At 37.8% G+C, this 24,614-nt stretch carries 20 protein-coding genes; 8 read left to right on the top strand and 12 right to left on the bottom strand.

The features are described from left to right. Position 1: 1 nt before the first annotated feature. Positions 2 to 2,830, bottom strand: coding sequence for a carbamoyl-phosphate synthase large subunit (gene carB, locus EWU22_RS04065; protein ID WP_130924525.1), 2,829 nt, complete (start codon positions 2,828 to 2,830; stop codon positions 2 to 4). A gap of 208 nt (positions 2,831 to 3,038) precedes the next feature. On the opposite strand from carB, the gene EWU22_RS04060 reads away from it, so the two are divergent. Further along, positions 3,039 to 3,530, top strand: a complete 492-nt coding sequence (locus tag EWU22_RS04060; RefSeq protein ID WP_109324931.1) for a dihydrofolate reductase — start codon at positions 3,039 to 3,041, stop codon at positions 3,528 to 3,530. Between the two features lies 1 nt (position 3,531). Then, the gene (locus EWU22_RS04055; protein WP_130924524.1) at positions 3,532 to 3,951 is read left to right on the top strand and encodes a molybdenum cofactor biosynthesis protein MoaE; all 420 of its coding nucleotides are present in this window, start codon (positions 3,532 to 3,534) and stop codon (positions 3,949 to 3,951) included. On the opposite strand, the gene EWU22_RS04050 is transcribed toward EWU22_RS04055, so the two are convergent. Further along, a complete protein-coding gene (locus EWU22_RS04050) occupies positions 3,912 to 4,991 on the bottom strand; it encodes a long-chain-fatty-acid--protein ligase (protein WP_130924523.1) in 1,080 nt (359 codons plus the stop codon). The genes EWU22_RS04055 and EWU22_RS04050 overlap by 40 nt on opposite strands. A gap of 73 nt (positions 4,992 to 5,064) precedes the next feature. On the opposite strand from EWU22_RS04050, the gene EWU22_RS04045 reads away from it, so the two are divergent. Both EWU22_RS04045 and EWU22_RS04040 read left to right on the top strand, forming a co-directional pair. Further along, on the top strand, positions 5,065 to 5,619 hold the full coding sequence (locus EWU22_RS04045; RefSeq protein ID WP_109322080.1) for a hypothetical protein: 555 nt from the start codon (positions 5,065 to 5,067) through the stop codon (positions 5,617 to 5,619). A gap of 71 nt (positions 5,620 to 5,690) precedes the next feature. Continuing rightward, entirely contained in the window at positions 5,691 to 7,814 is a 2,124-nt protein-coding gene (locus EWU22_RS04040) for a S9 family peptidase (protein ID WP_231962707.1), read from the top strand. On the opposite strand, the gene EWU22_RS04035 is transcribed toward EWU22_RS04040, so the two are convergent. Next, entirely contained in the window at positions 7,809 to 9,224 is a 1,416-nt protein-coding gene (locus EWU22_RS04035; protein ID WP_130924521.1) for a hypothetical protein, read from the bottom strand. The two genes, EWU22_RS04040 and EWU22_RS04035, sit on opposite strands and share 6 nt — an antisense overlap. A 160-nt stretch (positions 9,225 to 9,384) precedes the next feature. Between EWU22_RS04035 and EWU22_RS04030 the strand changes: the two genes are divergently transcribed. Both EWU22_RS04030 and EWU22_RS04025 read left to right on the top strand, forming a co-directional pair. Continuing rightward, complete coding sequence (locus tag EWU22_RS04030; protein WP_130924520.1) at positions 9,385 to 10,047, top strand: phosphatidylserine decarboxylase family protein; 663 nt, start codon at positions 9,385 to 9,387, stop codon at positions 10,045 to 10,047. A 75-nt stretch (positions 10,048 to 10,122) separates the two neighbouring features. After that, entirely contained in the window at positions 10,123 to 10,626 is a 504-nt protein-coding gene (locus EWU22_RS04025; RefSeq protein WP_130924519.1) for a DinB family protein, read from the top strand. A gap of 5 nt (positions 10,627 to 10,631) precedes the next feature. On the opposite strand, the gene EWU22_RS04020 is transcribed toward EWU22_RS04025, so the two are convergent. From EWU22_RS04020 to EWU22_RS03995, 6 genes are read right to left on the bottom strand one after another with little or no spacing between them, the layout of a single operon-like run. Next, complete coding sequence (locus tag EWU22_RS04020) at positions 10,632 to 11,126, bottom strand: GAF domain-containing protein (protein WP_130924518.1); 495 nt, start codon at positions 11,124 to 11,126, stop codon at positions 10,632 to 10,634. Between the two features lie 3 nt (positions 11,127 to 11,129). Beyond that, positions 11,130 to 11,624: a hypothetical protein gene (locus EWU22_RS04015; protein WP_130924517.1), complete on the bottom strand. Its 495-nt coding sequence runs from the start codon at positions 11,622 to 11,624 to the stop codon at positions 11,130 to 11,132. A gap of 4 nt (positions 11,625 to 11,628) precedes the next feature. Further along, positions 11,629 to 12,411 (bottom strand): (Fe-S)-binding protein, encoded by a 783-nt coding sequence (locus EWU22_RS04010; RefSeq protein ID WP_231962704.1) that lies wholly within the window; start codon positions 12,409 to 12,411, stop codon positions 11,629 to 11,631. Next, on the bottom strand, positions 12,389 to 13,288 hold the full coding sequence (locus tag EWU22_RS04005; RefSeq protein ID WP_130924516.1) for a sterol desaturase family protein: 900 nt from the start codon (positions 13,286 to 13,288) through the stop codon (positions 12,389 to 12,391). The genes EWU22_RS04010 and EWU22_RS04005 overlap by 23 nt, the downstream gene beginning before the upstream one ends. Before the next feature lie 3 nt (positions 13,289 to 13,291). After that, positions 13,292 to 14,287 (bottom strand): alpha/beta hydrolase, encoded by a 996-nt coding sequence (locus EWU22_RS04000; protein WP_130924515.1) that lies wholly within the window; start codon positions 14,285 to 14,287, stop codon positions 13,292 to 13,294. A gap of 4 nt (positions 14,288 to 14,291) precedes the next feature. Further along, a complete protein-coding gene (locus EWU22_RS03995; protein WP_130924514.1) occupies positions 14,292 to 15,614 on the bottom strand; it encodes a (Fe-S)-binding protein in 1,323 nt (440 codons plus the stop codon). A 202-nt stretch (positions 15,615 to 15,816) separates the two neighbouring features. Here EWU22_RS03995 and EWU22_RS03990 point away from each other — a divergent pair, with 202 nt between their 5' ends. Further along, positions 15,817 to 16,437 carry a hypothetical protein gene (locus tag EWU22_RS03990; protein WP_130924513.1) on the top strand — a complete coding sequence of 207 codons (621 nt, stop codon included), beginning with the start codon at positions 15,817 to 15,819 and terminating at the stop codon, positions 16,435 to 16,437. A 64-nt stretch (positions 16,438 to 16,501) separates the two neighbouring features. Here the strand turns inward: EWU22_RS03990 and uvrA are convergent, their stop codons facing one another. Together uvrA and EWU22_RS03980 are read right to left on the bottom strand one after the other, a co-directional pair. Further along, entirely contained in the window at positions 16,502 to 19,339 is a 2,838-nt protein-coding gene (uvrA, locus tag EWU22_RS03985; protein WP_130924512.1) for an excinuclease ABC subunit UvrA, read from the bottom strand. Between the two features lie 79 nt (positions 19,340 to 19,418). Next, a complete protein-coding gene (locus tag EWU22_RS03980; RefSeq protein WP_130924511.1) occupies positions 19,419 to 22,286 on the bottom strand; it encodes a TonB-dependent receptor in 2,868 nt (955 codons plus the stop codon). Positions 22,287 to 22,624: 338 nt separating this feature from the next. Between EWU22_RS03980 and EWU22_RS03975 the strand changes: the two genes are divergently transcribed. Further along, positions 22,625 to 23,689, top strand: coding sequence for a mannose-1-phosphate guanylyltransferase (locus EWU22_RS03975; protein WP_130924510.1), 1,065 nt, complete (start codon positions 22,625 to 22,627; stop codon positions 23,687 to 23,689). Here the strand turns inward: EWU22_RS03975 and EWU22_RS03970 are convergent. Beyond that, entirely contained in the window at positions 23,682 to 24,566 is an 885-nt protein-coding gene (locus EWU22_RS03970; protein ID WP_130924509.1) for a MerR family transcriptional regulator, read from the bottom strand. The two genes, EWU22_RS03975 and EWU22_RS03970, sit on opposite strands and share 8 nt — an antisense overlap. Positions 24,567 to 24,614: the final 48 nt, after the last annotated feature.

The raw sequence follows: 24,614 nt of genomic DNA, 5'->3' as shown, positions 1-24,614 counted from the left end.
ATTAACGACTTAAATATAAATTTCGTTCCCCATACACCTTTCTAAAAAACTCATCTTTTAAATCATCAATGAAATAAATGGCTTCTCCGGTGGATTTCATCTCGGGACCTAATTCCATGTTGACATTCGGAAATTTGTTGAAAGAAAATACAGGAATCTTTATCGCGTATCCTTTCTTAACGGGCTGGAAGTTAAAATCTTTTACCTTTTTATCTCCTAGCATCACTTTAGTAGCATAATTAACATAAGGTTCTTGATATGCTTTACAGATGAATGGCACCGTTCTAGAAGCTCTAGGATTAGCTTCAATGATGTACACCACTTCATTTTTAACTGCGAATTGAATATTCAACAAACCTTTTGTTTTCAATGCGACTGCGATTTTCTTCGTATGATCCTCGATTTGCTTGATCACGTTTTCAGATAAATCAAATGGAGGTAATACCGAGTGTGAATCTCCTGAGTGGATTCCAGCAGGCTCAATATGCTCCATTACTCCAATAATATACACATCTTCTCCATCACAAATGGCATCAGCCTCCGCCTCTATTGCATTTTCAAGGAAGTGATCAAGTAGAATTTTATTTCCAGGAATATCCCGTAAAATATCCACCACATGTTGCTCCAACTCTTGCTCATTGATTACAATCTTCATCGATTGACCACCCAATACATAACTTGGACGAACTAATAAGGGATACCCTAATTCACGACCTAAAAGCACGGCATTGTCGGCATCTTCGCAAACTCCAAATTTAGGATAAGGAATATCCAAGTCTTTCAAAAGGCTTGAGAATGCTCCGCGGTCTTCTGCCAAATCCAAGGCTTCAAATGAAGTACCTAAGATTTTAATACCATATTTAGATAATTTCTCTGCTAATTTCAAAGCTGTTTGACCACCCAATTGCACGATGACACCTTCTGGTTTTTCATGTTGAATGATATCGTATACATGCTCCCAGAAAACAGGCTCAAAGTATAGCTTATCTGCAATATCAAAATCCGTAGAGACTGTTTCAGGATTTGAATTAATCATGATGGTTTCATAACCTGCTTCCTTAGCCGCTAAGACACCATGTACACAAGAATAATCAAATTCAATACCTTGACCAATACGGTTAGGCCCCGAACCTAAGACAACTACTTTTTTACGGTCAGATGATTTAGACTCATTGTCCATGGAAGCAGTACTCTGTCCAAAAGTTGAGTAGTAATAAGGTGTTTTTGCTTCAAATTCCGCTGCACAAGTATCTACACACTTATACAAACGCTTGATTCCTAAACTATTACGCTTATCGTACACCTCTGACTCCAGGCATCGCATGGCATGGGCAATCTGGCGATCAGCAAAACCTTTATGTTTCGCTTCTTCTAATAAATCGGTTGGAATAGTAGCTAAAGTATATCGCTCAATTTCCTTTTCAACCCGAACTAAATCTTCAATTTGGTATAAGAACCATTTGTCGATTTTAGTCAATTGTTGAATCGTTTTGAAAGATATACCCATTTTAAAGGCATCATAAACGTGGAACAAACGGTTCCAAGATGGATTAGCCAATGAATGCATAATAGCATCTTGATCTCTCAATTCTTTTCCATCTGCACCTAAACCGTTACGCTTGATTTCCAAAGATTGACAAGCCTTTTGTAAAGCTTCTTGGAAATTACGACCGATTCCCATAGTCTCTCCAACAGATTTCATTTGAAGGCCTAAAGAGCGATCTGCACCTTTGAATTTATCAAAGTTCCAACGAGGAACCTTCACAATCACATAGTCTAAAGCTGGTTCAAAATACGCTGAAGTAGTTCCCGTAATTGCATTGGTTAACTCATCTAAGTTATAACCAATCGCCATTTTGGCAGCGATTTTTGCAATTGGATAACCCGTTGCTTTGGAAGCCAAAGCAGATGAACGAGAAACACGAGGATTGATTTCAATGGCAATAATGTCGTCTGTTTCAGGATTCAGTGCAAACTGCACATTACATCCTCCTGCAAATTTACCGATGGCATTCATCATCATAATGGCCATATCACGCATGCGTTGGTAAATTGTATCTGGCAATGTCATAGCGGGAGCCACCGTGATGGAATCTCCTGTATGTATACCCATTGGGTCAAAATTCTCAATGGAGCAAATGATGATAACGTTACCTAAATTATCACGTAACAACTCCAATTCATATTCTTTCCAGCCCATGATAGACTGTTCAACTAACACCTCATGAGTAGGCGATGCATGCAAACCTTTATTCAAAGCTGCATCAAAGTCCTTAGGGTCATTCACGAAGCCTCCTCCTGTACCTCCCAATGTGAAAGAAGGGCGAATTACTAGCGGGAAACCTGTTTCTTGGGCAATTTCTTTTCCTTCTAGGAAAGAACGAGCGGTTCTTCCTTTACAAACCCCCACACCCAATTCCAACATTTTCAAACGGAATTTCTCGCGATCTTCTGTTGTCTCAATGGCTTTGATATCAACCCCAATAATCTTTACACCATATTTTTGCCAAACTCCAGCTTCTTCACAATCAATAGCCAAGTTTAAGGCTGTTTGTCCACCCATCGTTGGCAACACAGCATCCACTTGGTGTCTTTCCAAAATATGAATGATAGAAGCTCTATCTAATGGCTTCAAATAGACATGATCGGCATTCATAGGATCCGTCATGATGGTGGCAGGGTTGGAATTGATCAGAATCACTTCGATTCCTTCTTCTCGCAATGAACGAGCTGCTTGAGAACCAGAATAATCAAACTCACAGGCTTGACCAATTACAATAGGACCAGAACCGATAATCAGAACGGAACGGATAGATAAATCTTTTGGCACGGTATTAATTTATTTTGTATCAATAGAAAACAAATTTTCAGACCTTTACACTTAGGCTCAAAAATTGTACAAAGTTAGTCGTTGAAGCCCGAATTGGGAAACGTTATTGAAAATAAAAATCAGGAATTTTAATCACAAACACCTTTTCCACAATTTGATTTCTTTTCGTCCCATTATTTCCCGTAATTTTGATAAAAATAAAAATCCCGTGATCAAGATAATCGTGGCTTGTGACGAAAAAAACGTCATTGGCAAAAACAATCAACTCATTTGGCACCTACCAGCTGACCTGAAACATTTCAAAAATTTGACCACAGGACATTCCATTATCATGGGGAGAAAAACCTTTGATTCCATTGGCAAAGCTTTACCTAATCGAAATAACTTGGTGGTCAGTCGACAAAACCAGATCCTTGCTGATGGGATAATTCTTTGTCACTCTTTGGAAGAAGCTATTTTGAAAGCTAAAAGTCTATCCAGAGATGATATCTTCATCATTGGTGGAGCCGAGATATATAAACAAGCTTTGGAAATAGCCGACCAAGTTATCCTCACACGATTGCACGACTATTTTGATGGAGATGCTTTCTTCCCAGAAATGCCTAGTCAAGAATGGGAAATTATTCAAACAGAAAGAGGTATTACCGATGAAAAGAACCCGTACCAATATAGTTTTTTAACTTACCAAAGAATTCGATAACATGGAAAGAAAAGTGGCTTTATTGGAACAAGCCATCCAATTGGATGATTTTTACCCATTTCTGCAAGACGATGTTGCAGGCGGAATTTGCTTGTTTATCGGCACCATTCGAAATAAAAATCAAAACAAAGAAGTGAAATCACTCGACATGGAAGCTTATCCTCCTATGGCTGTGAAACAAATAAACCTGTTAATAGATCAAGCTGGAGCAACATGGCCCATTCAAAAAGTGGTCATGGCTCACCGAACAGGCCCTTTACAAATTGGAGATATCGCCGTACTAATTGGAGTTACTTGCGTACATCGTGCAGAAGCATTTAAAGCTTGCCAATGGTTGATTGATCGCTTGAAAGAAGAAGTACCTATCTGGAAAAATGAATTTTATGAAGATGGTTCCTCTTGGTTGGTTCCCCATCCTTGAGCTAGCATCAAATTACATCCTCTTTGTTCCGAATTATCAAAGCGACCTAACACCTTAAATCGAATGCCGTCAGGTTCTAGCGAGCCTAAATCTTTGGTTTCAATAAAGGAACAAGAATCAATATTGGCGAGATCAATCACTTTGATTCCCCCCACTCGGCCTGCTTGTGTAACTTGTCCAAAGGGATCATTGACCTCCCTCAACAAAACCCGCATACTTACTCCAGGTGTAAAAACACCTGCTTGATCAGCATAAGCTTGAGAAAATAATTCCGTCATGCCATATTCGGAGGCAACTTGAGGCAAATGCATTTTTTCTTGTAGAAAGGCATGAACCTCCTCTCGCAACCACTCGGCGCGTCGGCCTTTCATCCCACCCGTTTCCATCACCATAACTCGACCTGCCGCTACGGCTTCTTTCCAAAAAGAAAAATCTTGTCCAGAATCTACCCAATCCAATAAGCCAAAAGTAACACCCATCAACCAGATCTTTCTGTCGGTCAGCAAAGCGGCCTTCAAATTTTCAACTAAAGCATCATATTGATTTAAATAAAAACCAGCGAGCTCGGATTGAGACTCTTTGATAAAATAATCCATCATGAAGACCAAGGAAGATGTGCTTCTTTCCAAGTAGGACGGCAAAAGAGCAAAAATATGGTAGTCATTTAATGAGCCATAATTCGATTCAAAAATTCTCTTGGCTTGACTTTGATAAAAAGCAGGATCACAAACAATGTGCTTGGAAGGAATTTGGCCAGTTGTTCCCGAACTTTCAAACTGAAATAAAATAGGCGCAAAGCCCGATTGAACGAGGTGGTTTTTAAATAACTCAATTGGCAAAAAAGGAATTTGGTCAATCGAAGCAATGCTGTTAACTTCTACTCCCAATAATCCTAGGTATAAATGATACAATGGATTATGGCTTGCTTGAAAGCGAAAAACGTCCAAAGCCAAGGTTTCAAAATCAGCATCTTGCATCTGACCCACTCGATTCTTCAAACTCAAAGAAAGGCTTTCCCAATCTTCGTTTTCACTCTGCATAGCTTTTTTTGAAATTATGCACAAAATTAATGCAAATCATTAACTTTACGCTTCTAATTACCACCGAATCTTCATGATTAAACTAGGTAGTCTCATCACCATCATTGCATTGTGCGCTTGGGCATTCATTGCCTGTGTACAAGAACCTGATTATAGCACCACGCCTAGCATTGAATTTGAATCCATTAAAAAAATCACGAAAATCAGTAATGACGGTTTTGGAGGTAAAGCCAAAATTGATTCCGTGGTGATGACCATCAAGTTTCAAGATGGAGATGGAGATTTAGGCATTACTACAGCGGAAAAAAATTCAGACCCTAAATACAAAGACTACCGTAATTTTGAGGTAGATGTATTATTTAAAAAGAACGGCAAATTCATACCCGTGACTTTCAGCCCCAAACTTGGTGGATTAATGAATTTCCCTTTTAAACCCGATCAAAAACCAGGGCCAATTGAAGGGTACATATCCTATTCCACTCAATTTGTGTATGCCTTTTATAAAGGTTATTCTCCGGATTTTACCGAGAAGAACGACACATTAGCATTCCGTATTTCCATTAAAGACAAAGCATTTCATCAAAGCAACACGATTGAGACAAGTCCTATCGTGATTTTTCAAGACTAAATATCCTTATGATTCTACGTTTTTTTCGCACCCTCAGCTTCGCTGTAATTTTTCTATTGGCTCATGTGAGCATGGCCCAAAAAAGTGTTAGTTTAGAAGATGTTTGGCAAAATTATACTTTCCGCCAAAGAAGCATTCAAAACCTTAATTGGACAAAAGACGGCCAACATTATACCGAGTTAAAAGAGGGGAAAATCATCAAATATTCTGTTGTCGATCCCAAAAACTCAGAAGTGCTTTTTGATGAAGAAATTCAGCGAGTAGCAGGTAAAAAGATAAAAGTAGAGTCCTTTAGTCTTTCATCTGACGAATTAAAAATCTTGATTTCCACGGAGTCTGAACAAATCTACCGACGCAGCTCAAAGGAAAACAATTTCATTTTTGACCGTCAAAACAAATCCATTACTCCTTTATCTAAAGCAGGAAAACAAATGCATGCTAGCTTTTCTCCCGATGGGAAAAAAGTGGCTTTTGTACGAGAAAACAACCTTTTCTTGGTGGATTTAATTTCTGGAAAAGAAAAAGCTATTACTACCTCTGGCAAATTTAACCATATTATTCATGGCGCTTGCGATTGGGTATATGAAGAGGAATTTTCCTTTGCTAAAGCTTTTCAATGGTCTCCAGATAGCAAAAAGATAGCCTATTATACCTTTGATGAAACAAAGGTTCCTGAATACAACATGCAAATGTGGGGGGAATTGTATCCGAAAGATTACCGTTTTAAATACCCTAAAGCAGGTGAAGCCAATTCCATTGTAAGCCTTAGCGTTTATTCTTTGACAAGTCAAAAAAGCATTCCAATTCAAGTTGGAAAAGATAAGGATCAATACATCCCAAGAATGAAATGGACAGCTAGCTCTGATTGGGTTTCTTTCATTCGCTTAAATCGCTTACAAAATCACATGGAAATCCTACATGCATCGGCAAAGGATGGAAACTCCAAAGTTATTTATGAGGAGAGAAGTAATACTTCCTTGGAAATTGAATCTGTTGGCAATGATATCACCTATTTAGCTGATCAAAAGCGGTTTATTTTCTCTTCTGAAAAGTCAGGATTTAAGCATTTATATGTTGCTGAAATTGCCACAGGAAAAGTAGATCCAATCTCAAAAGGAAACTGGGAAGTGGATGATTTTTATGGCTTTGATGAAAAAAGCCAAACACTTTATTTCAATGCCGCAGCGAAATCAGCGATACAAAGAGAAGTGTATAAAATTCAATTAGATGGTTCCAACTTCCAAATGATTTCTCAGCATGCTGGCACGAATACAGCCAACTTTAGCCCCGACTTCTCCTTTTATATGTTGTATTTCAGCTCAGCTAAAGAGCCTTTACAAATCAGCCTAAAGAGCAGTCAAGGTACTTTAATTCGTGTGTTAGAAGATAATACCAAATTAAAGCAACAGCTCAAAGACTATGCGATTTCTACCCGTGAATTCTTCCAAATCCCCTTAGCCAATGGTGAAAATTTAAACGCTTATACCATTAAACCTAAAAACTTTGATCCAAACAAAAAATACCCTGTTTTAATGCATGTATATGGTGGCCCTGGAAGTCAACAAGTATTGGATGCATATCCAGTAAGCAACGATTTTTATTGGTATCAAACCCTTTTGGACAAAGGCTACATAATTTATTGCGTCGATAATCGGGGTACAGGTGCTCGCGGAGTGGATTTCAAAAAAATCACTTACCAAAACTTAGGTAAAATTGAAGTTCAAGATCAAATTTATTCTGCCCAATATCTAGCGAAATTACCTTATGTTGACGCTTCCCGCATAGGAATTTGGGGATGGAGCTACGGCGGATTTATGTCGTCCAATTGCTTAATGCAAGGTGCAGATGTATTCAAAACGGCCATTTCAGTAGCGCCAGTGACTAATTGGCGTTTCTATGATAGTATTTATACAGAGCGTTATCAAAGAACACCACAAGAAAATGCGAAGGGGTATGATGAAAATTCACCCGTAAACCATGTTAGTAAATTGAAAGGTAATTTATTGTTGGTTCACGGAACCGGTGATGACAATGTCCATTTTCAAAATGCAGTGGCTTTACAAGAAGCGTTAATCAAGGCTAATAAACAATTTCAAAGTTTCTATTATCCCAATAAAAATCATAGCATTACAGGAGGAAATACCCGATATCATTTGTATCAAATGATGACCAACTTCCTTCTAAAGAATTTATAATGATTTGAGAATTTGATAAACTTCTGCGTTTAGGCGGTAAGTAAACATCCGTTGATCTTTCTCGTCAGGATGGACATCTAAAATTTGCTCTTTACCAAGTAATAAGCGCAAGGATTTGGTCAAATTCTCAAACATTTTTGCCCTAAATTGTCGCTGTGATTCGGGTGAACTTTTGTGTTTACCAAAGAAAGCGATGATTTGATGTCCTGAAATATTTCCTGTCGTATAATTTAAAATCAGGAAATCAAGGAGCATTTTTTCATTTTCACCCAATATAATTTTAAGGTTTTTTGCCAATCTCCGCTTTTTCCATTTTTGATACAAAAAGAAGGCTATGACTAGAAAACCCAAAGAAACTAAGATAACGGACCCTTCCAGAACAGATTGATACCAAGGTATTTGGCCAAGTTTTCCCACATATTCCGATTCTCGAAGTAAATCATTCACCATCATTCGGTGATTTTTAACTGTGCTAGGAGTAGATTGATTGGATAAATTTGTCCAAATTAACGTATCTCCATTGACATGAAAAGCTTTATCAAAATTCCCACTGTAGGGTCCTTCAACTACTAACCGATTATTGTTTTTCCAGCAATATGTTTTGAAATCATCCAAAACATCAATGATATACATCGTATCGAAATTTTTCTTACGACCAGATTTGTCCAATAAAAAGAAATAGCGCCCATTGAATAAATAATAACGGATTAAATCTTTCGATAAAAAGGATTTAATTTCTTCTAATTCAATTTTTCCAAGACTTGTAAATTCACTTTTCTCGAAATTATATTCATACATATTCCAATCCAACACATCTAAGCGATTCAAATCTGTTTCATTTATCTGATGGTTTCCCATGGTGATAAACTTATCCTGACTGGATACATAGGCTGTCAGGCCCATTGAAATTGCTGGAGGCACATCCCCTTTCGCTTGAATATTCAACCATTCCTTGCCCTCCGCATTGTATTTCGTTAAAATATTGGAGGAAGTCCCAAAGCCATATCCTCCAAAAGAGTATAGAATTCCATTTCGATAAAAAATACTACTCGAACAATTGGCACCCCTAAAATAGGTTGCGTCAATTCGCTTTAATATCAATTGCTTTTTATTGATTTGGTAGACTTGGTTGGTACAAGGTATTAACAGATAGGACCAATCTGAATGCTCTATTTTAAATTCTTTTACAGCATAATTAGCTGAAATCAAATCTTCATTTTTTACATTTTCAAAAGTCAATTCCCCTAAATTCATCCAGGGAAGGCCGTTCTTCGTTCTAGAAAGCTGACTATTCTCAAAATCAATTTTATAAAAGTACCCCGTGCTAGTACTAAACCATTCGATGCTATGAGCTTGGACATTTACGTGAATCAGTAAAAACAGTGATAAAATGTAATAGCCTAGGCGCATGATTTAGTTCTAATAGGTAATAAAAATGCAATTTTTTCAAGCAAAATTGTCAAATTATTAGGAATAGATTGAAGAGCTATGCCCAATTTTTCAACAAAATTGGCTAATTTTACGGATTAAAGTTTAATCCATACCCTGGATTAAACCATAAAAATCGCTTATGACCCTACACAGAGAAGGAAAAACCATTTTATTGACAGCTATTGTCATAGTATTAGCTATAAATGCCTTAGTGGCTTATTTTCTACCAGAGCAAGTTTATGTTCGTGAAGCTGTGGTGGTAATTACTGCTATATTTTATTTGCTTTTGGTGCAGTTTTTCCGTGTTCCTAAACGCGTAACTAACATCAACTCAAAGGATATCATTGCGCCTGCAGATGGCAAGGTTGTAGTGATTGAAGAGGCGGTGGAAACTGAATATTTCAAAGATAAACGCAGACAGGTTTCCATTTTCATGTCACCTATCAATGTGCACATCAATTTTAATCCAATTTCAGGAATCGTATCATATTTCAAATACCATCCTGGTAAATATTTGGTGGCTTGGCATCCAAAATCTAGCACAGAAAATGAGCGTACTACTTATGTAGTGAAGCATGAAAATGGCACAGAGGTCTTATTTCGTCAGATTGCTGGAGCATTAGCTAAACGGATTTGTTGGTATGCCAAAGAAGGAGATGCTGTTGTTCAAGGAACTGAGTTTGGCTTCATTAAATTTGGTAGTCGCATTGATATTTATCTTCCTTTAGATGCTGAAATCTGTGTTAAATTAGACGACAAGCCCGTTGGAGGAGAAACGGTCATTGCACGACTTGCACAATAGCCATTCATCATTTTGGCATGATTCTAACTAGGAAGATTACTTCCAATGGCTTAATTTTATCAAAAACCAACAGCCATGTTTAGACAATTAACTGATTTTTATCGAGCTTGGGCTTACGAATCTGAAAGCACTATCAAAATGTTTCAGGCCATACAAGCCGGTCATTTCAAAGATAACCCTAGCGAAAATTTCAGAAGTATGGCTCGATTATCGTGGCACATCACGGAATCTATCGCCGAGTTATTGCACCATGCTGGATTAAAGGAAGTAGATGGCATAGTGGATGCTAGTCAAGAAAAAAATGACTTGAACAAACTTATTGCAGAATATCAAAAATCCTCTGAATCCTTAGTTTTGGCATTAAAAAATCAATGGACTGATGAGATGCTAGGAGAGAAAGTTCCTATGTATGGTGATCATTGGGAAAGAGGAGCTGTTTTAAGTATTCTCATTCGCCACCAAACCCATCACAGAGGGCAGTTGAGCGTATTGATTCGTCAAGAAGGCCTAAGTGTTCCTGGCATGTATGGGCCTTCCAAGGAAGAGTGGCTAGCTATGGGCATGAAACCTTTAGCATAAAAGATTTAGGACCAAGAGGTGTGATTTTTTTCAATCAAATCAATAATAGCTTGCAAGCCCTCTCGGTCTATCTCGCTGAAATCATTTAATTGATCAGAATCAACATCCAAGACCATTAGCACTTCGCCAGCGGAATCCATCACAGGTAATACAATTTCTGATTTGGATGCAGATGCGCAGGCGATATGACCTGGAAATTCATCTACATTGGGGACAATAATGCTTTGTTGGGTTCTGTAAGCATGACCACAAACACCTTTGTGGTAAGGAATACGTGTACAAGCTACTGGTCCTTGAAAAGGTCCGAGAACCAGCTGGTCTTGTTTGTTTAGATAAAAGCCTACCCAAAAGAATCCAAAATATTCATGAATAGCAGCTGCAATATTTGCTAGATTGGCATATAAATCTGTCTCTCCTTGAATGAGTGCCGCCACTTGAGGAATAAGAGCTTGGTATTTATCTGCTCTACTTCCTTCCACTATCTGTAAATCTTCTGCCATAAACTATACGGATGCAGCTACAAAATATTTTTTAAGCCAAGAGTCTTTTGCTTTGGCTGGCCAATTGGCTCTATAATCTCCCAAATCTTTGACTTGTGGAATGGCGATTAAGGAATCTGCATTGATATGTCCCTCGTTGATCACTTGTTTTACTCCTAAAAGTGGAAATAAAATAAGGTTATCTTCTTGAACCAAAGCCACTGAACGATCAAAAAAATCCATTCCCATCTGAAATGCTAAATCCTTAAACCAGCCTGTTGAGGCATCAATGGAGCAGCCCGATGCCGCATGGTGATGCTCATCCACAGCAATAACAATAATCTGATTATATCGGATTTGGAATGAACCTGCTAAAGGAACTCCATGGGCATTCCAATCTTGAACTGCTTGTTTCAAATAAGATTGAACAAAAGTACTTTCTTGTTCATTAAATGCTCTGTTGGCTTGATATATCCAAACTCGAGCATGGGCAGGTAATTGTTGAAATTCTACGTACATATATTTATATCATGGTTTGCTGAACTAACTCAGCCAAATCTACTACTTGTATTTCTTTATCTTTTCCGTGTTTGTTCAATCCATCTTGAATCATAACCATACAAAACGGACAAGCTAAAGCTACCTTCTGTACCCCTGAATCAATGATTTCTTGGGATCTTTTGGTTTGAATGTCAATACTCCCTTCTTCGGGCTCTTTAAATACTTGAGCACCACCAGCTCCACAACACAAACCTTTGGTTCTACAACTTTTTAGCTCTTTTAGTTCCTTTTTCAGTCCTAGAATTATTTCTCGAGGTGCTTCATATATCCCATTTCCACGTCCAAGATAGCATGAATCATGAAAAGCTACAGCTTCTTTTTCTTCTTCCTTCAATTGAATTTTACCCTCAGCTAATAATTCAGCAAGTAATTGACTATGGTGTATAACCTCGTAATTTCCTCCTAATTCAGGGTACTCATTTTTCAATGTATTGAAACAATGCGGACAAGCCGTCACTATTTTCTTCACGCCATACATATTCAGTACCTCAATGTTGGACATGGCCTGCATTTGGAATAAAAACTCATTTCCACTCCTTCGAGCAGGATCACCTGTACAGGATTCCTCTGTTCCGAGTACGGCAAATGAAATTTCTAGGCTTTGTAAAATTTCACAAAAAGCCCTAGTTACTTTCTTATGACGATCATCAAATGAACCTGCACATCCTACCCAAAACAAAAACGCTGGGCTTTCTCCTTTAGCGGCCCATTCGGCCATGGTACTAATCTTCAGTTCCTTGCTCATCTTTTTTAAACTTATTTTGTTGACGCATTTGTTCTACGGTTAATCTAGAACCATCTGGACTCCAACCTGGAGGGCCTATGACATATTTCCAAGCAGCTGAAAGGCTTTTTGAATGAAAGATATCTTTGACAATTTGTAACCATTCAAAAAAGGCAATTTTGGCAGGATTATAACTTTCAATTTGCTTCGTCAATCCATAATTTGGCCTTTGATTTTCTTGTTGAAATGAACCAAACATCCGATCCCAAATGATCAAAATCCCTGCGTAATTCGTATCCAAATAGTCCAAGTCCGTTCCATGATGGACCCGATGGTGTGAAGGTGTATTGAAGATATATTCAAACCAAGCTGGCATTTTTTTAATCAATTCCGTGTGAATCCAATATTGATATAACAGGCTAATTTGTTGGAAAAAGAATACGATAAATGGATGTACCCCTAGTAACAATATCCAGATATAAAATAAAAATGCTCCCGATAAATTCCCCGTCCAAGTTTGTCGTAATGCCGCAGCTAAATTGTACTTCGGTGAAGAATGATGCACCATGTGAGAAGCCCAAAAATAGCGTACTTCATGGGATATCCGATGAAACCAATAATAGGTAAAATCATCGGCAAAAAAGGCAAAGACCCATACCCACCACCATGCTATGGAAAGATCAAATAGTCGCCAATGATCATATACATAAAAATAGCTGACATAGATGACTGATTTGGTCAATAATCCTATAAAAAGATTCCCTAGGCCCAATCCAATGGAAGTCAAAGAATCTTTTGTCTCGACAAAATCACGATGTTGTTTGAACACGACATACGATTCCAAGATGACCGTAATCAAAAAGAAAGGAACTGCATAAAGAATTAAATTAGGCGTCATAATTTATGGAAGATGAACTATTTCTTTCAAAAATTGAATGCTAGCCTTCAAGGGTAAATCTGTTCTTTTGGCTAATATATCCGAAGTAATGACATGGTTATCAGCTAAAGGGAAAGCCATTTCTTTTTTCTGAGCAGGACTTGTACCTAAATAAGGGAACATATGACGCATTGCTTTAACCGACACAACAGGATCTTGATGAGCATCATCTTTGTAATAATAGCCCATAAAAACGGGGCATTTTACTTGTTCAAAAACCTCGTCGGTCATTTGATTGGTAAGGAAATTCTGTAATTCTACCGCACCCTCTAAGCGATAATGCAAGTTCCAATATTGATTATGAGCTGAATTTTGAGCTGGAATATCTCGGTGATCGCCCCCAACTACCTTTCTAGCCAATTGAAGCCCCCAAGGATTGTCCATCAAAACGGCAGCTGGATCTGCAATAGCAATGCATGGGCTATACAACAATAATGCTTTAATTTCTGGATGACGGGAAGCTAGAGACAAAGACAAGGCTCCACCAAATGAGGTGGCCAACACGATGACATTCTCACCCATTTTTTTGGCCAAGGCCAATTGATTTTCTACACTTTCGTAATAATCGTCTGCTGTGACATGCTGCAACACGCTATCCGAGGTAGCAAAACCATGCCCTGCTACTCGAGTTAAGAGTAAATTGGCTCCAAATGTTTTAGCGATTTGTCGATGCACAGGATTCCCTTCCATTTGAGACGCCGAAAAACCATGGACATACATGAATACCCATTTCGTTTTTTGAGGATTTAGAGAATCTGCCCAAACTATTTTCGCCTCGTTATTGGGCTTAATTTGAGGGAATGAAGCTTCTTTATTTTGTAAATACTTAGATAAGGCAGGAAGAGAATCTGGAATATTTTTCCAAGTAACGCCTCGGTCTAAGGTAGGAGCTTGAGGACTAGGTCCAAGCGTAAAAAACAAGATTAGTCCAATGATGACTGGTATAAAAACTTTTTTCATGTGTTTATGATTTGGCCCAGTTTAAACGATCGGATGGATTAAATTTCCAAGGAGCTTGATTTGTTTCAATATTGGAAAACATGCTATTCCAAGCGGCTGGAGCATCAGATTGTTCCATGATTTGGTAGCGGCGCAATGCCAATATGATATTCAATGGAGACAGTTCCATGGGACAAGCTTCGACACAGGCCTGACAGGTAGTACATGCTCTCAATTCTTCAGCTGAAATATAATCGCCTAAGAGTGATTTCCCATCTTCCACCCATTTTCCTTTATTTTTTGCCAGACCTTTCCCAACCTCTTCTAATCGATCGCGGGTGTCCATCATAATCTTTCGTGGTGACAAAGCTCTACCAGTTTGATTGGCAGGACACTGTTCCGTACAGCGGCCACATTCGGTACATGAATAAGCGTCTAGGGCATTTTTCCAGGTTAAATCCATGACATCTTTCGCCCCAAATCGCATTTGATCCGGAGTGGCCGTATTAGGTTCAACGGGTTGTCCTAACATCAATTTTACTTCATGAGTGACGGAGGGCATATTACCCATTTTACTGGAAGGTTCAAGGCTTGAAAAATAAGCTGCGGGAAAAGCGAAGAAAATATGTAAGTGTTTAGAATAGGTCACATAGAAGGCAAATCCTAAAATACCAAGGATGTGAAACCACCACGCTACTCGTTCTAAAATCAATAAGATAGGAGTAGAAAGACTCGACAAAATAGGCATGAAATGCTGAGAAACGACAAATGCTCCTACAGGTTCAAAATGTTCCACTTGTCGTTCTTGAAGGATGGCATCACTCGCATTCATGGTCCACAGAGCTAGCATTAAAATACATTCAATGGCCAAAATGGTATAAGCATCTCGTATCGGAAAACCTTTCAATTCTCGATGCGCGCCAGACTGCAATCGCTGCACATGAATCACTCCCCTTCGAAGAAAAAACACAACACAAGCCACAAAGACACCTAAAGAAAGTAATTCGAAGAAGTTAAGTAATACAGGATAGATACTTCCCAAGAGAGGAGCAAAAATTCGGTGAGTTCCTAATATCCCATCAATGACAATTTCCAGAATCTCAACATTTATTAAAACGAAACCTAGGTAAATCAAAAAATGAAAAACTCCTACCAAAGGTTTTTGAAACATTTTTTTCTGCCCAAATGCTAATAAGAAAACTCGTTTCCATCTTTCACTAGGACGATCATTCAATTCAACTGCTTTAGCTAACTGAATCGTGGAGATGATAAGCTTAAAACGTTGCGTTACCAAATAACCCAGACCGAATAGTACTAAAATAAAAAGTACTTGGAGAAAAATATGCATGATTGATGAGTGTTTTGCTGAATCTTTTTCCCTTAACGCTGTCAAGGTTTAAAACCTTGACAGCGTTGTTGAAATGCCAATAAAGCTACCTTTTTTTACTCGAATTTTTCATCACATTTCTGATATTTTTTACCAATTTTTTAAGATTACATTTCTATGAAATTTGTAACATTTGTTTCATTTCATTTATCCACCACTAATCATGAAAAAAAATATAGCCCCAATGATTCCAGATCAATTATACCATGTATATAATCGTGGAATAAACAGAACTAAAATTTTCAAAGAATACAGGAATTACAGGTTCTTTCTAAGAAAATACCAAAAGTACATATGTCCTATTGCAGACACCTATGCCTATTGTTTATTAGGCAATCATTTTCATTTTCTGCTAAGAATAAAATCTGCCAACGAAATTTTTGAATTTAAAAAAATAAAAACAGAACAGAGGGAACATGTTGACCTTTCGAGATTAATTGCAACGCAATTTGGCACGCTATTTAATTGCTATGCACAGGCATTTAATAAAACCAATGATCGAACTGGGGGATTATTTGAAAATCCATTCAGGAGAATACAAGTAGATGATGATATTTATTTTACGCAACTGATCAAATACCTTCATTTCAACCCAGAAAACCATGGCATCGTACATGATTTTAAACAATACAAAAACTCTTCCTATTATGACATTTCAACGATGAAAAAGAGCTTTATCGATAAAAAATCGGTATTAGATTATTTCGGAGGATTAGATGAATTTCGACAATTTCACTCCATCGAATTGGATGAGAAAAACATAATCAGTTTACTGTTAGAATAAATTGAAAATCCATTCGTTTTCGCAACGCTGTCAAGGTTTCGAACCTTGCCAGCGTTAAGGAAAATCAAGCCAAATTTAGCTCTTTCAATAAAAACCTTCCTGTGTGACTTTTCTTTACTTTAGCCACTTCTTCTGGAGTACCCTCGGCCACAATTTGCCCTCCTGCAAGCCCGCCTTCAGGACCTAAATCAATCACGTGATCCGAAACTTTGATAACATCTAAGTTATGTTCAATAATCAACACCGTATTACCTCGATCCACTAATTTCTGAAGTACCTCCAACAATAATTTTACATCCTGAAAGTGCAAACCCGTAGTAGGCTCATCCAACACATACAAGGTTTTACCTGTGTCTTTTTTCGACAACTCCTCCGCCAATTTTACTCGCTGTGCCTCCCCTCCAGATAATGTCGTGGCATGTTGACCTAAAGTAATATAGCCTAAACCTACCTCCAATAAGGTTTTTACTTTACGGTAAATCTTAGGTTGATGCTCAAAAAACTCCAATGCTTGCTCCACGGTCATATCTAATACATCGGATATCGACTTGCCTTTAAAGCGAACTTCTAAGGTCTCACGATTAAATCTCTTGCCTTTGCATGACTCACATTCAACCAAAACATCCGGCAGAAATTCCATTTCAATTTTCTTTCTACCAGCACCTTCGCAGCTTTCACATCGACCACCTTTGACATTAAAACTAAACCGCCCTGCTTTATAACCACGAATTTTAGATTCAGGCAATTCACAGTACAATGTTCTAATATCGCTATACATATTGGTATAGGTGGCTGGGTTAGAACGAGGCGTTCTTCCAATGGGCGATTGATCTACTTCGATAACTTTATCAATCAATTCTAATCCTTCAATACCTTTAAAATCCTTCGGATCTCTTTTAGTTCGATCAAAATGCTGCTTCAATTTAAGCACCAATGTGTCGTGAATCAACGTAGATTTACCCGATCCAGAAACCCCTGTTACTGAGATCATTTTTCCCAAAGGAATACTGACAGTCACATGCTTTAAGTTATTTCCTGAGGCTCCAATTAATTTAATTACCTTATCAGTTCCTTTTCTGCGCTTCTCAGGAATTTCAATGGCTAATTGGCCATTTAAGTATTGTGCCGTAGGGGTTTGTAACTTCAAAAACTCAGCAGGTGTACCTTGCCCAACAATATGTCCTCCATGTCTACCTGCACCTGGTCCTATATCCAGCAAATAGTCGGACTCCAACATCATGTCTTTATCATGCTCCACCACCAACACACTATTTCCTAAATCCCGCAAATCCTTTAAGGCATGAATTAACTTTTCATTATCTCGCTGATGTAGACCAATACTTGGTTCATCCATGATATATAAAACTCCCACCAACTGCGTACCAATTTGAGTTGCCAAACGAATCCGCTGCGCTTCTCCACCCGATAAGCTTTTCATGGGCCTATCTAAGGTTAAATAATTCAACCCGATTTGAGTCAAGAATCCAATGCGCTTTTGAATTTCCTTCAAAACCTCAACTCCTATTTGTTGCTGTCTATCTGATAGTCGTAAAAACAAACCTTCGAACCAGTTCTCCAAGTCCAAAATATCCATTTGGGCTAACTCTCCAATATGTTTACCGTCTATCTTGAAACAAAGCGCTTCTTTTTTCAATCGATAGCCATGACAATCTGGGCAAGTTTTTACTTCCAAAAAGTCTTTTAACCAATCCTGAGTTTTCTCCGATCCACTTTCCTGTTGTCTTTTCAAAAAATGGATAATTCCATCATATTTGGTCGTCCATTCTGTTCCCACATATTTCTTGGATGGAACTGGTACGGGTTCATCAGTACCATATAACATCATTTCTACGGCCTTCCTTGGAAACTTAGCAATGGGAGTCGATAAACCTACTTGGTAGGGTTTCAACAAAACTTCTAACTGTTTAAATATCCATAAATCACGGTATTCACCGATGGGGGCAATTGCTCCACGAATAATACTTAACTCTGGATCTGGGATGACCGATTCTTCCGTAATTTCTTCGATTTGACCTAAACCATTGCAGCTAGGACAAGCCCCGTAAGGACTATTAAATGAAAATGTATTGGGTGCAGGTTCATCATAAGACAAACCCGTTTTAGGGTCCATTAATGTCTGCGAAAAATAATGAAGCTTCCCTTTCTCATCCAAAATAAACACTTGCCCTTTACCTAAATTCATGGCCGTTTGTAAACTCTGCGAAATGCGAAAACGGTCGTCCTCTTTCACCACCAACCGATCCACCACGATCTCTATATCATGCACTTTGAATCGATCAACTTGCATTTTTGGCTCCAATTCCACAATCTCCCCATCCACTCGCACCTTGGTATAACCCCATTTAGCTATTTGTACAAATAACTCACGATAATGTCCCTTTCTTCCTTTTACAACTGGAGCTAATAACTGGACCTTGCCACCTTGGAATTGCTGTAAAAGAGTATTGATAATTTGGTCAACCGATTGCTTGACCATTTTTTCACCAGAAAGATAACTAAAGGCCTCCGATGCTCGAGCAAAAAGCAAACGCAAAAAATCGTAAATCTCGGTGGTAGTTCCCACGGTTGACCGAGGATTTTTGGAAGTTGTTTTTTGTTCAATCGAAATAACAGGAGAAAGACCTTCTATCTTGTCTACATCCGGGCGTTCCATATTACCCAAAAAGCTTCTGGCATAAGCTGAAAAACTTTCCATGTAACGTCTTTGGCCTTCGGCATAAATCGTATCAAAAGCTAAGCTAGACTTCCCAGAACCTGAAATTCCTGTAATAACGACTAATTGATTCCTAGGAATTTGAACGTCGATGTTCTTTAAATTATGCTCACGAGCACCTAAAACTTCAATGTGAGAAAACCCTGTTAAATCTTTAGGTGGCTGCATATTTTGCTACAAATCAATCCACAAAGGTACAAAAAAAGAGGCTGCCCGAATAGGACAGCCTCAATAAAAATTTGAAGGATTATTTATTTAATAACTCATCAAATGTAATACTCACATAGTAAATGCTACCTACTGTTGGATTACCCCATCCTGTAGTGTAAGCTGTACCTAATAAGTTAGAAGCACCTACTTTTACAATGGATTTAATACTAGATAATTTCTTGCTAATCTGTGCATCCAAGGTACTGAAAGAAGGAATAACACTTTGTTGAGTTTGGTTAACTAACTGGTTAACAAAACTAGATTGCCAAACATATTCATCTTGATATCTCCAAACCGTGCTAAAGCCCCATCCTGAACCACCAATATTGCGGTTGCCTAAGGTGATGTTGGTGCGATAAGCTGGCGTATTATAAGCTAATTGATAATTGCTCAATCCACCATTATCATTCACCGTATTGTATGAAATGTTTCCACCCAAGGTCCAATTAGAAGCTAATCTATAATCTAAGCTTAAACCCCAACCACTTGTTTTAACTTGATTGTCTACGTTAGATGGGAAAGAGAAATAATTATATGAACCAACGATAGTCGTAGAAGGCTGTAACACCACTTGACCTGCAGAGAAATTAGTGAAAGTACTTTGGTAGTAATAAAAATCAGCTAATAAGTTACTTCCTAAATTTCCTTTATAACCCACTTCAAATGTACGAACCTGCTCTGGCTTCCAAGCTTTAGCTGTGTAAACTTCAGGCTTCCCTGCTAATACAGATTGTAAAGTATATGAGTTTCCTGATAATTTATAACGATCTTGAACTACTGGCAAACCTCCCAATAATCTAGCCGATGGAGTATTTAAATCAATGTATTGATCTTGTGTAGTTGGAATGCGGAAACCTGTTTGATATGACGCTCTGAAATTCGATTGACCAACCGTGTATACCCCTGATAATCTTGGGCTATATTGACCTTCAAAGTTTTCATTTTTATCATAACGCATCGAACCTGTCAACTTAAACTTATCTTGGAACATCTTCTTAGCCAACTGTAAATATCCACCGAATTCATTGATAGAGAATTCTTGTCCATTATCTTGACGAGCAAATAATGTACCTTCTGAGTTCAAAGCATAAACACGGTAGTTAGCACCTACTAACATTTCAAATTTATCATTCAACAGCTCACTGAAGTTATACATACCTTCATAGTGATATAATGCTGACTTATCTAAGAAACGAGCTCCTTGAGGAAGTGGTTTGCCTTTAATGGCTTCAACTGCTGTTGTAAAGCCAGCTGTTCCCGGAATCAAGCGACCCACATCAGCCGTTGCACGAGCGTTGTTGTGATAAGTAGGAAAGGCTGCCTGTGTTGTAGCAATGGCATTTCCTACAGCTAAAGTTGGATTACCAGTTTGAGCTAAGGTAGTAGCCAATACTGTTCCAAAATTATTTAATGCCTGGCCCGCAAATGTCGAGAAATATTGTGGGTACCAAGTTGTACTTGGTTTTGCTGCTTCATTCACTAATTGACCTAAAGTACCCGTTGCATAGGCATCACCCGAATTCTCTTGAGTCGTGTAAGCTCTTAAGAAGAAATTAGATCCCTTTAATTCTGCTTTGTATTGACCCATGCTAAAGTTTTTGATCGAGTAACGATCAGCACCTGTGTATACGGTTGTACCTTGTCCATATGAACCTTGCAAAATCAACTCCACTTTATCATTAAATCGATAATGTAAAGCCGCATTAAATTTCATGTTACGGTTTGCATAGGATGCCAAATCGCGTTCAGCATAACCTTCACGAGAAATATTGACATTGGGAACAATGTATCCCAAAATAGCTGCTGGAGTCAATAAACCTCCGGTAGCTTTTGAAATCTGATTGATTCCTGCAGTCAAAGGACTAGTAGGATCTTTTAGTAATGGAGTCAATGAACTCAACATATTCACGTTAGTCTCATCTCCATATAAGTTAACTCCATTATAAGCTAAATTGGTTGAACGTCCACCTAAACCAAGAGTTGTACCATTCAATAAACTTTGATCACGGTAATCAGATGCTTGCCAATCTTCCGCGCTTAACGTATTAAAATTTAACTTGAAAGCGACTTTGTTGTTGAATGCTTTCGCATAACGAATTGAAATATCACTGTAAGGTGTATTTTGTACTGTACGATTAGGAGCATCCATAAATCCTCCCTTGATTTGAGCACTCAAGCCTTGGTATAAAAATGGGCTCTTTGAGTTCATTAATACGATACCATTCATGGCATTCGGGCCATATAATGCGGAAGATGCACCTGGCAATACTTCCACATTCTCTAAATCTAATTCTGAAATTCCGACAATATTACCTACTGAAAAGTTCAAACCTGGTGCTTGGTTATCCATACCGTCAATCATTTGAACCACACGAACGTTACCATTACTACCAAAACCTCTCATGTTAATGGAAGAAAAAGAAACCGATTGGGTTACCATTTCCACTCCTTTCAAATTACGAAGGGCATCATAAAAAGAAGCTGAAGGTGTTTCTCTGATGCTTCTAATATCCATTTTCTCCACCGAAACAGGTGATTTCATGACACTTTCTTCTACCCTACTAGCAGAAACGACCACGTCCTGACCTAGTACTGATTGCTCTTTTAAGTTTATTTTTAAATCTGTTTTATTTCCAGAGATACTAATTTCTTGTCTTTCGTATCCAACCATAGAAACCACAATGGTGAATGGTGCGGGAGTCGAAGTGCTCAATGAGAAATTTCCTTTAGCATCTGTAATTGTTCCAATTACTTTACCCTTAACGGCAATACTAACACCAATTAAGGCCTCTTTGGAAGCAGCATCTGAAACTTGACCTCCCACTTTCGTTTGAGCAAGTACAGAAAAACTCATCAAAAACATTACTAAAATAGCGGGTAGGAATTTGGGAGATAGTCTTTTCATGTTGATAAATTTAGATAACATTTTAAATATGGCACTAGACCACAAACAAATCTAAGGAAGAAAATAGAATTGCGCACTCATTTTATTAAAAAATTACTAGTTTTTCAATAAATACTTAAATATTAACGTTTAAGTATTATTCCTTGATTTAGGTCATCTCAAAAGAACTTTAAATCCATTGAAATTCTTGTTAGCTTTGAATTGTAATTCCCAGATAACAAGGTATAGTTCTTGATTTCTTAATGGAATGAGCATAATGCTTTATTGAATTTTCTGATCAATCTTGGATAAAAATTCTCAGAAGCATTCGTTCAAATGAATTGAACGTATTAAAATTTATGAAAGACAATTACCTCATCATCATGGCTGGCGGAATAGGCACTCGCTTTTGGCCTATTAGCAGAAGTGCAAATCCAAAGCAGTTTCACGATGTTTTAGGGGTAGGCAAAACCATGCTCCAGCAAACTGCCGAACGTTTTCAAGGCATCATTCCTCAAGAAAATATTTATGTAGTCACTAGTGATGAATTTGCGGGATTAGTAGAAGAACAATTACCTTTTTTGAGCAAAGAGCAAATATTAAAAGAGCCTCAACGTAAAAATACGGCACCTTGTATTGCTTATGCTACCTACAAAATCTCCAAAAAAAATAAAAAAGCGAAATTCGTCGTGGCCCCTGCTGACCATGTCATTTTAAAAGAACAGGTTTTCCAAGAAAATATCCGAACAGCTTTAGAGGTTGCAGAGGAAGATGTTTTTGTAACCTTAGGCATCATTCCTACTCGACCTGATACCGGTTACGGATACATTCAATATGTTCCTAATGAGAACAAAGCTCAAAAAGTTAAGACCTTTACAGAAAAACCAAATCTAGAATTAGCCCAAGCTTTTTTAGAAAGCGGAGATTATGTTTGGAATGCAGGAATCTTTGTATTCAAACTTCCTACTTTCAAAAAAGAATTAGAAAAACATCAGTCGAGAATGGCTGAGCAATTTGAAGAGGGATTAACCCATTATTATACCAAAGAAGAAGACACATTCATCAAAAAGGTATATGGTGTTTGTAAAAACATCTCCATGGATGTAGGCATCATGGAAAAAGCTCAAGAAGTCAAAGTAATTCTTTCTGACATCGGTTGGTCTGATTTAGGTACTTGGCAATCATTGTATGAAATCAATGAAAAAGACTCCAATCATAACGTCATTGAAGGCAATGTGATGATTTATGATACAAAAAACTGCATCATTAAAACTCCGTCGGAAAAATTAGTTGTCATCCAAGGACTGAAAGGTTTCATTGTAGCAGAACATGGCAATGCATTGATGATTTGCCCAAAAGACCAAGAACAGGAGGTAAAGAAATTTGTGGAAGAAGCTACTGCTCGAGATCCTAAATTTAGTTAGAATTAGCTAAATCAATCAAATCCTGAAAATTTCGTAAAACTTGAATTGGTTGGGGTATACTTTGCCCCAAGGCTAATAATTGGTATCCAGTCAATAAAAAAATCGTGTTAGGCATTTTTTCCACTAGTTGTTCCAAATATCCAGGCATTTCATCTGGATTAGGTTGAGAAGTAAATACGCTCAAAATATAGTCAGGCTGATGAATTTCATGAGCAAGAACTAATTCTTCAAAAGGTAAAGATTGTCCTAAATAAACAACTTGATGTTTGCGAATTCTTAATAGATAATTGGCAAATAGCAGCCCTATTTCATGTAACTCCCCTTCAGGCAAATACAAAAGAAACTTCTTGGCGTTGGGCTTGTGACTTAAATCCAACTGGTCTATCGCCGCAATTACCTTTTGTCTAATCAAATGACTAATAAAATGCTCTTGGGCTGGACCTACTGAACCTGACAACCACAAGGTTCCTAAGCGCAACATAAAAGGATGGATAATTTGAATCAAATAATCTTCGAATCCATGTTTTTGAACAATGTTTTTAGTCAATTGTTGAAACATAGCCTCGTTTAATTCCAACATGGAAATCGTTAAGGCCTGAATCTGATCTGGAAAATGAAGATTTCCTTCTGATAAACGGAGCAAGTTAGCAGATCGCTCACTATCACTCATTCTAGCTATTTCAGAGATTTTAAAGTCCCCACGACTTTGTAAAATAGCAATATTTAAAACCAACTTTAATTCTTCATCGCCGTAAGTACGAATATTCGTATCTGTCCGATCTGGATTCAAAATACCATACCGTTGCTCCCAAATCCTTAAGGTATGAGCCTTTATGCCACTAAGATGTTCTAAATCTTTAATTGAATAAATACTCATGCGTAGTTTATCTATTATAAGACTAACCTAATAAGACTAAAAATTGTT

It is taken from the genome of Aquirufa nivalisilvae, from assembly GCF_004307455.1.
In the GTDB taxonomy this organism is placed as follows: domain Bacteria; phylum Bacteroidota; class Bacteroidia; order Cytophagales; family Spirosomataceae; genus Aquirufa; species Aquirufa nivalisilvae.
Note: the sequence above shows the minus strand (reverse complement) of the source record. Positions and strands in the feature narration are given on the sequence as shown.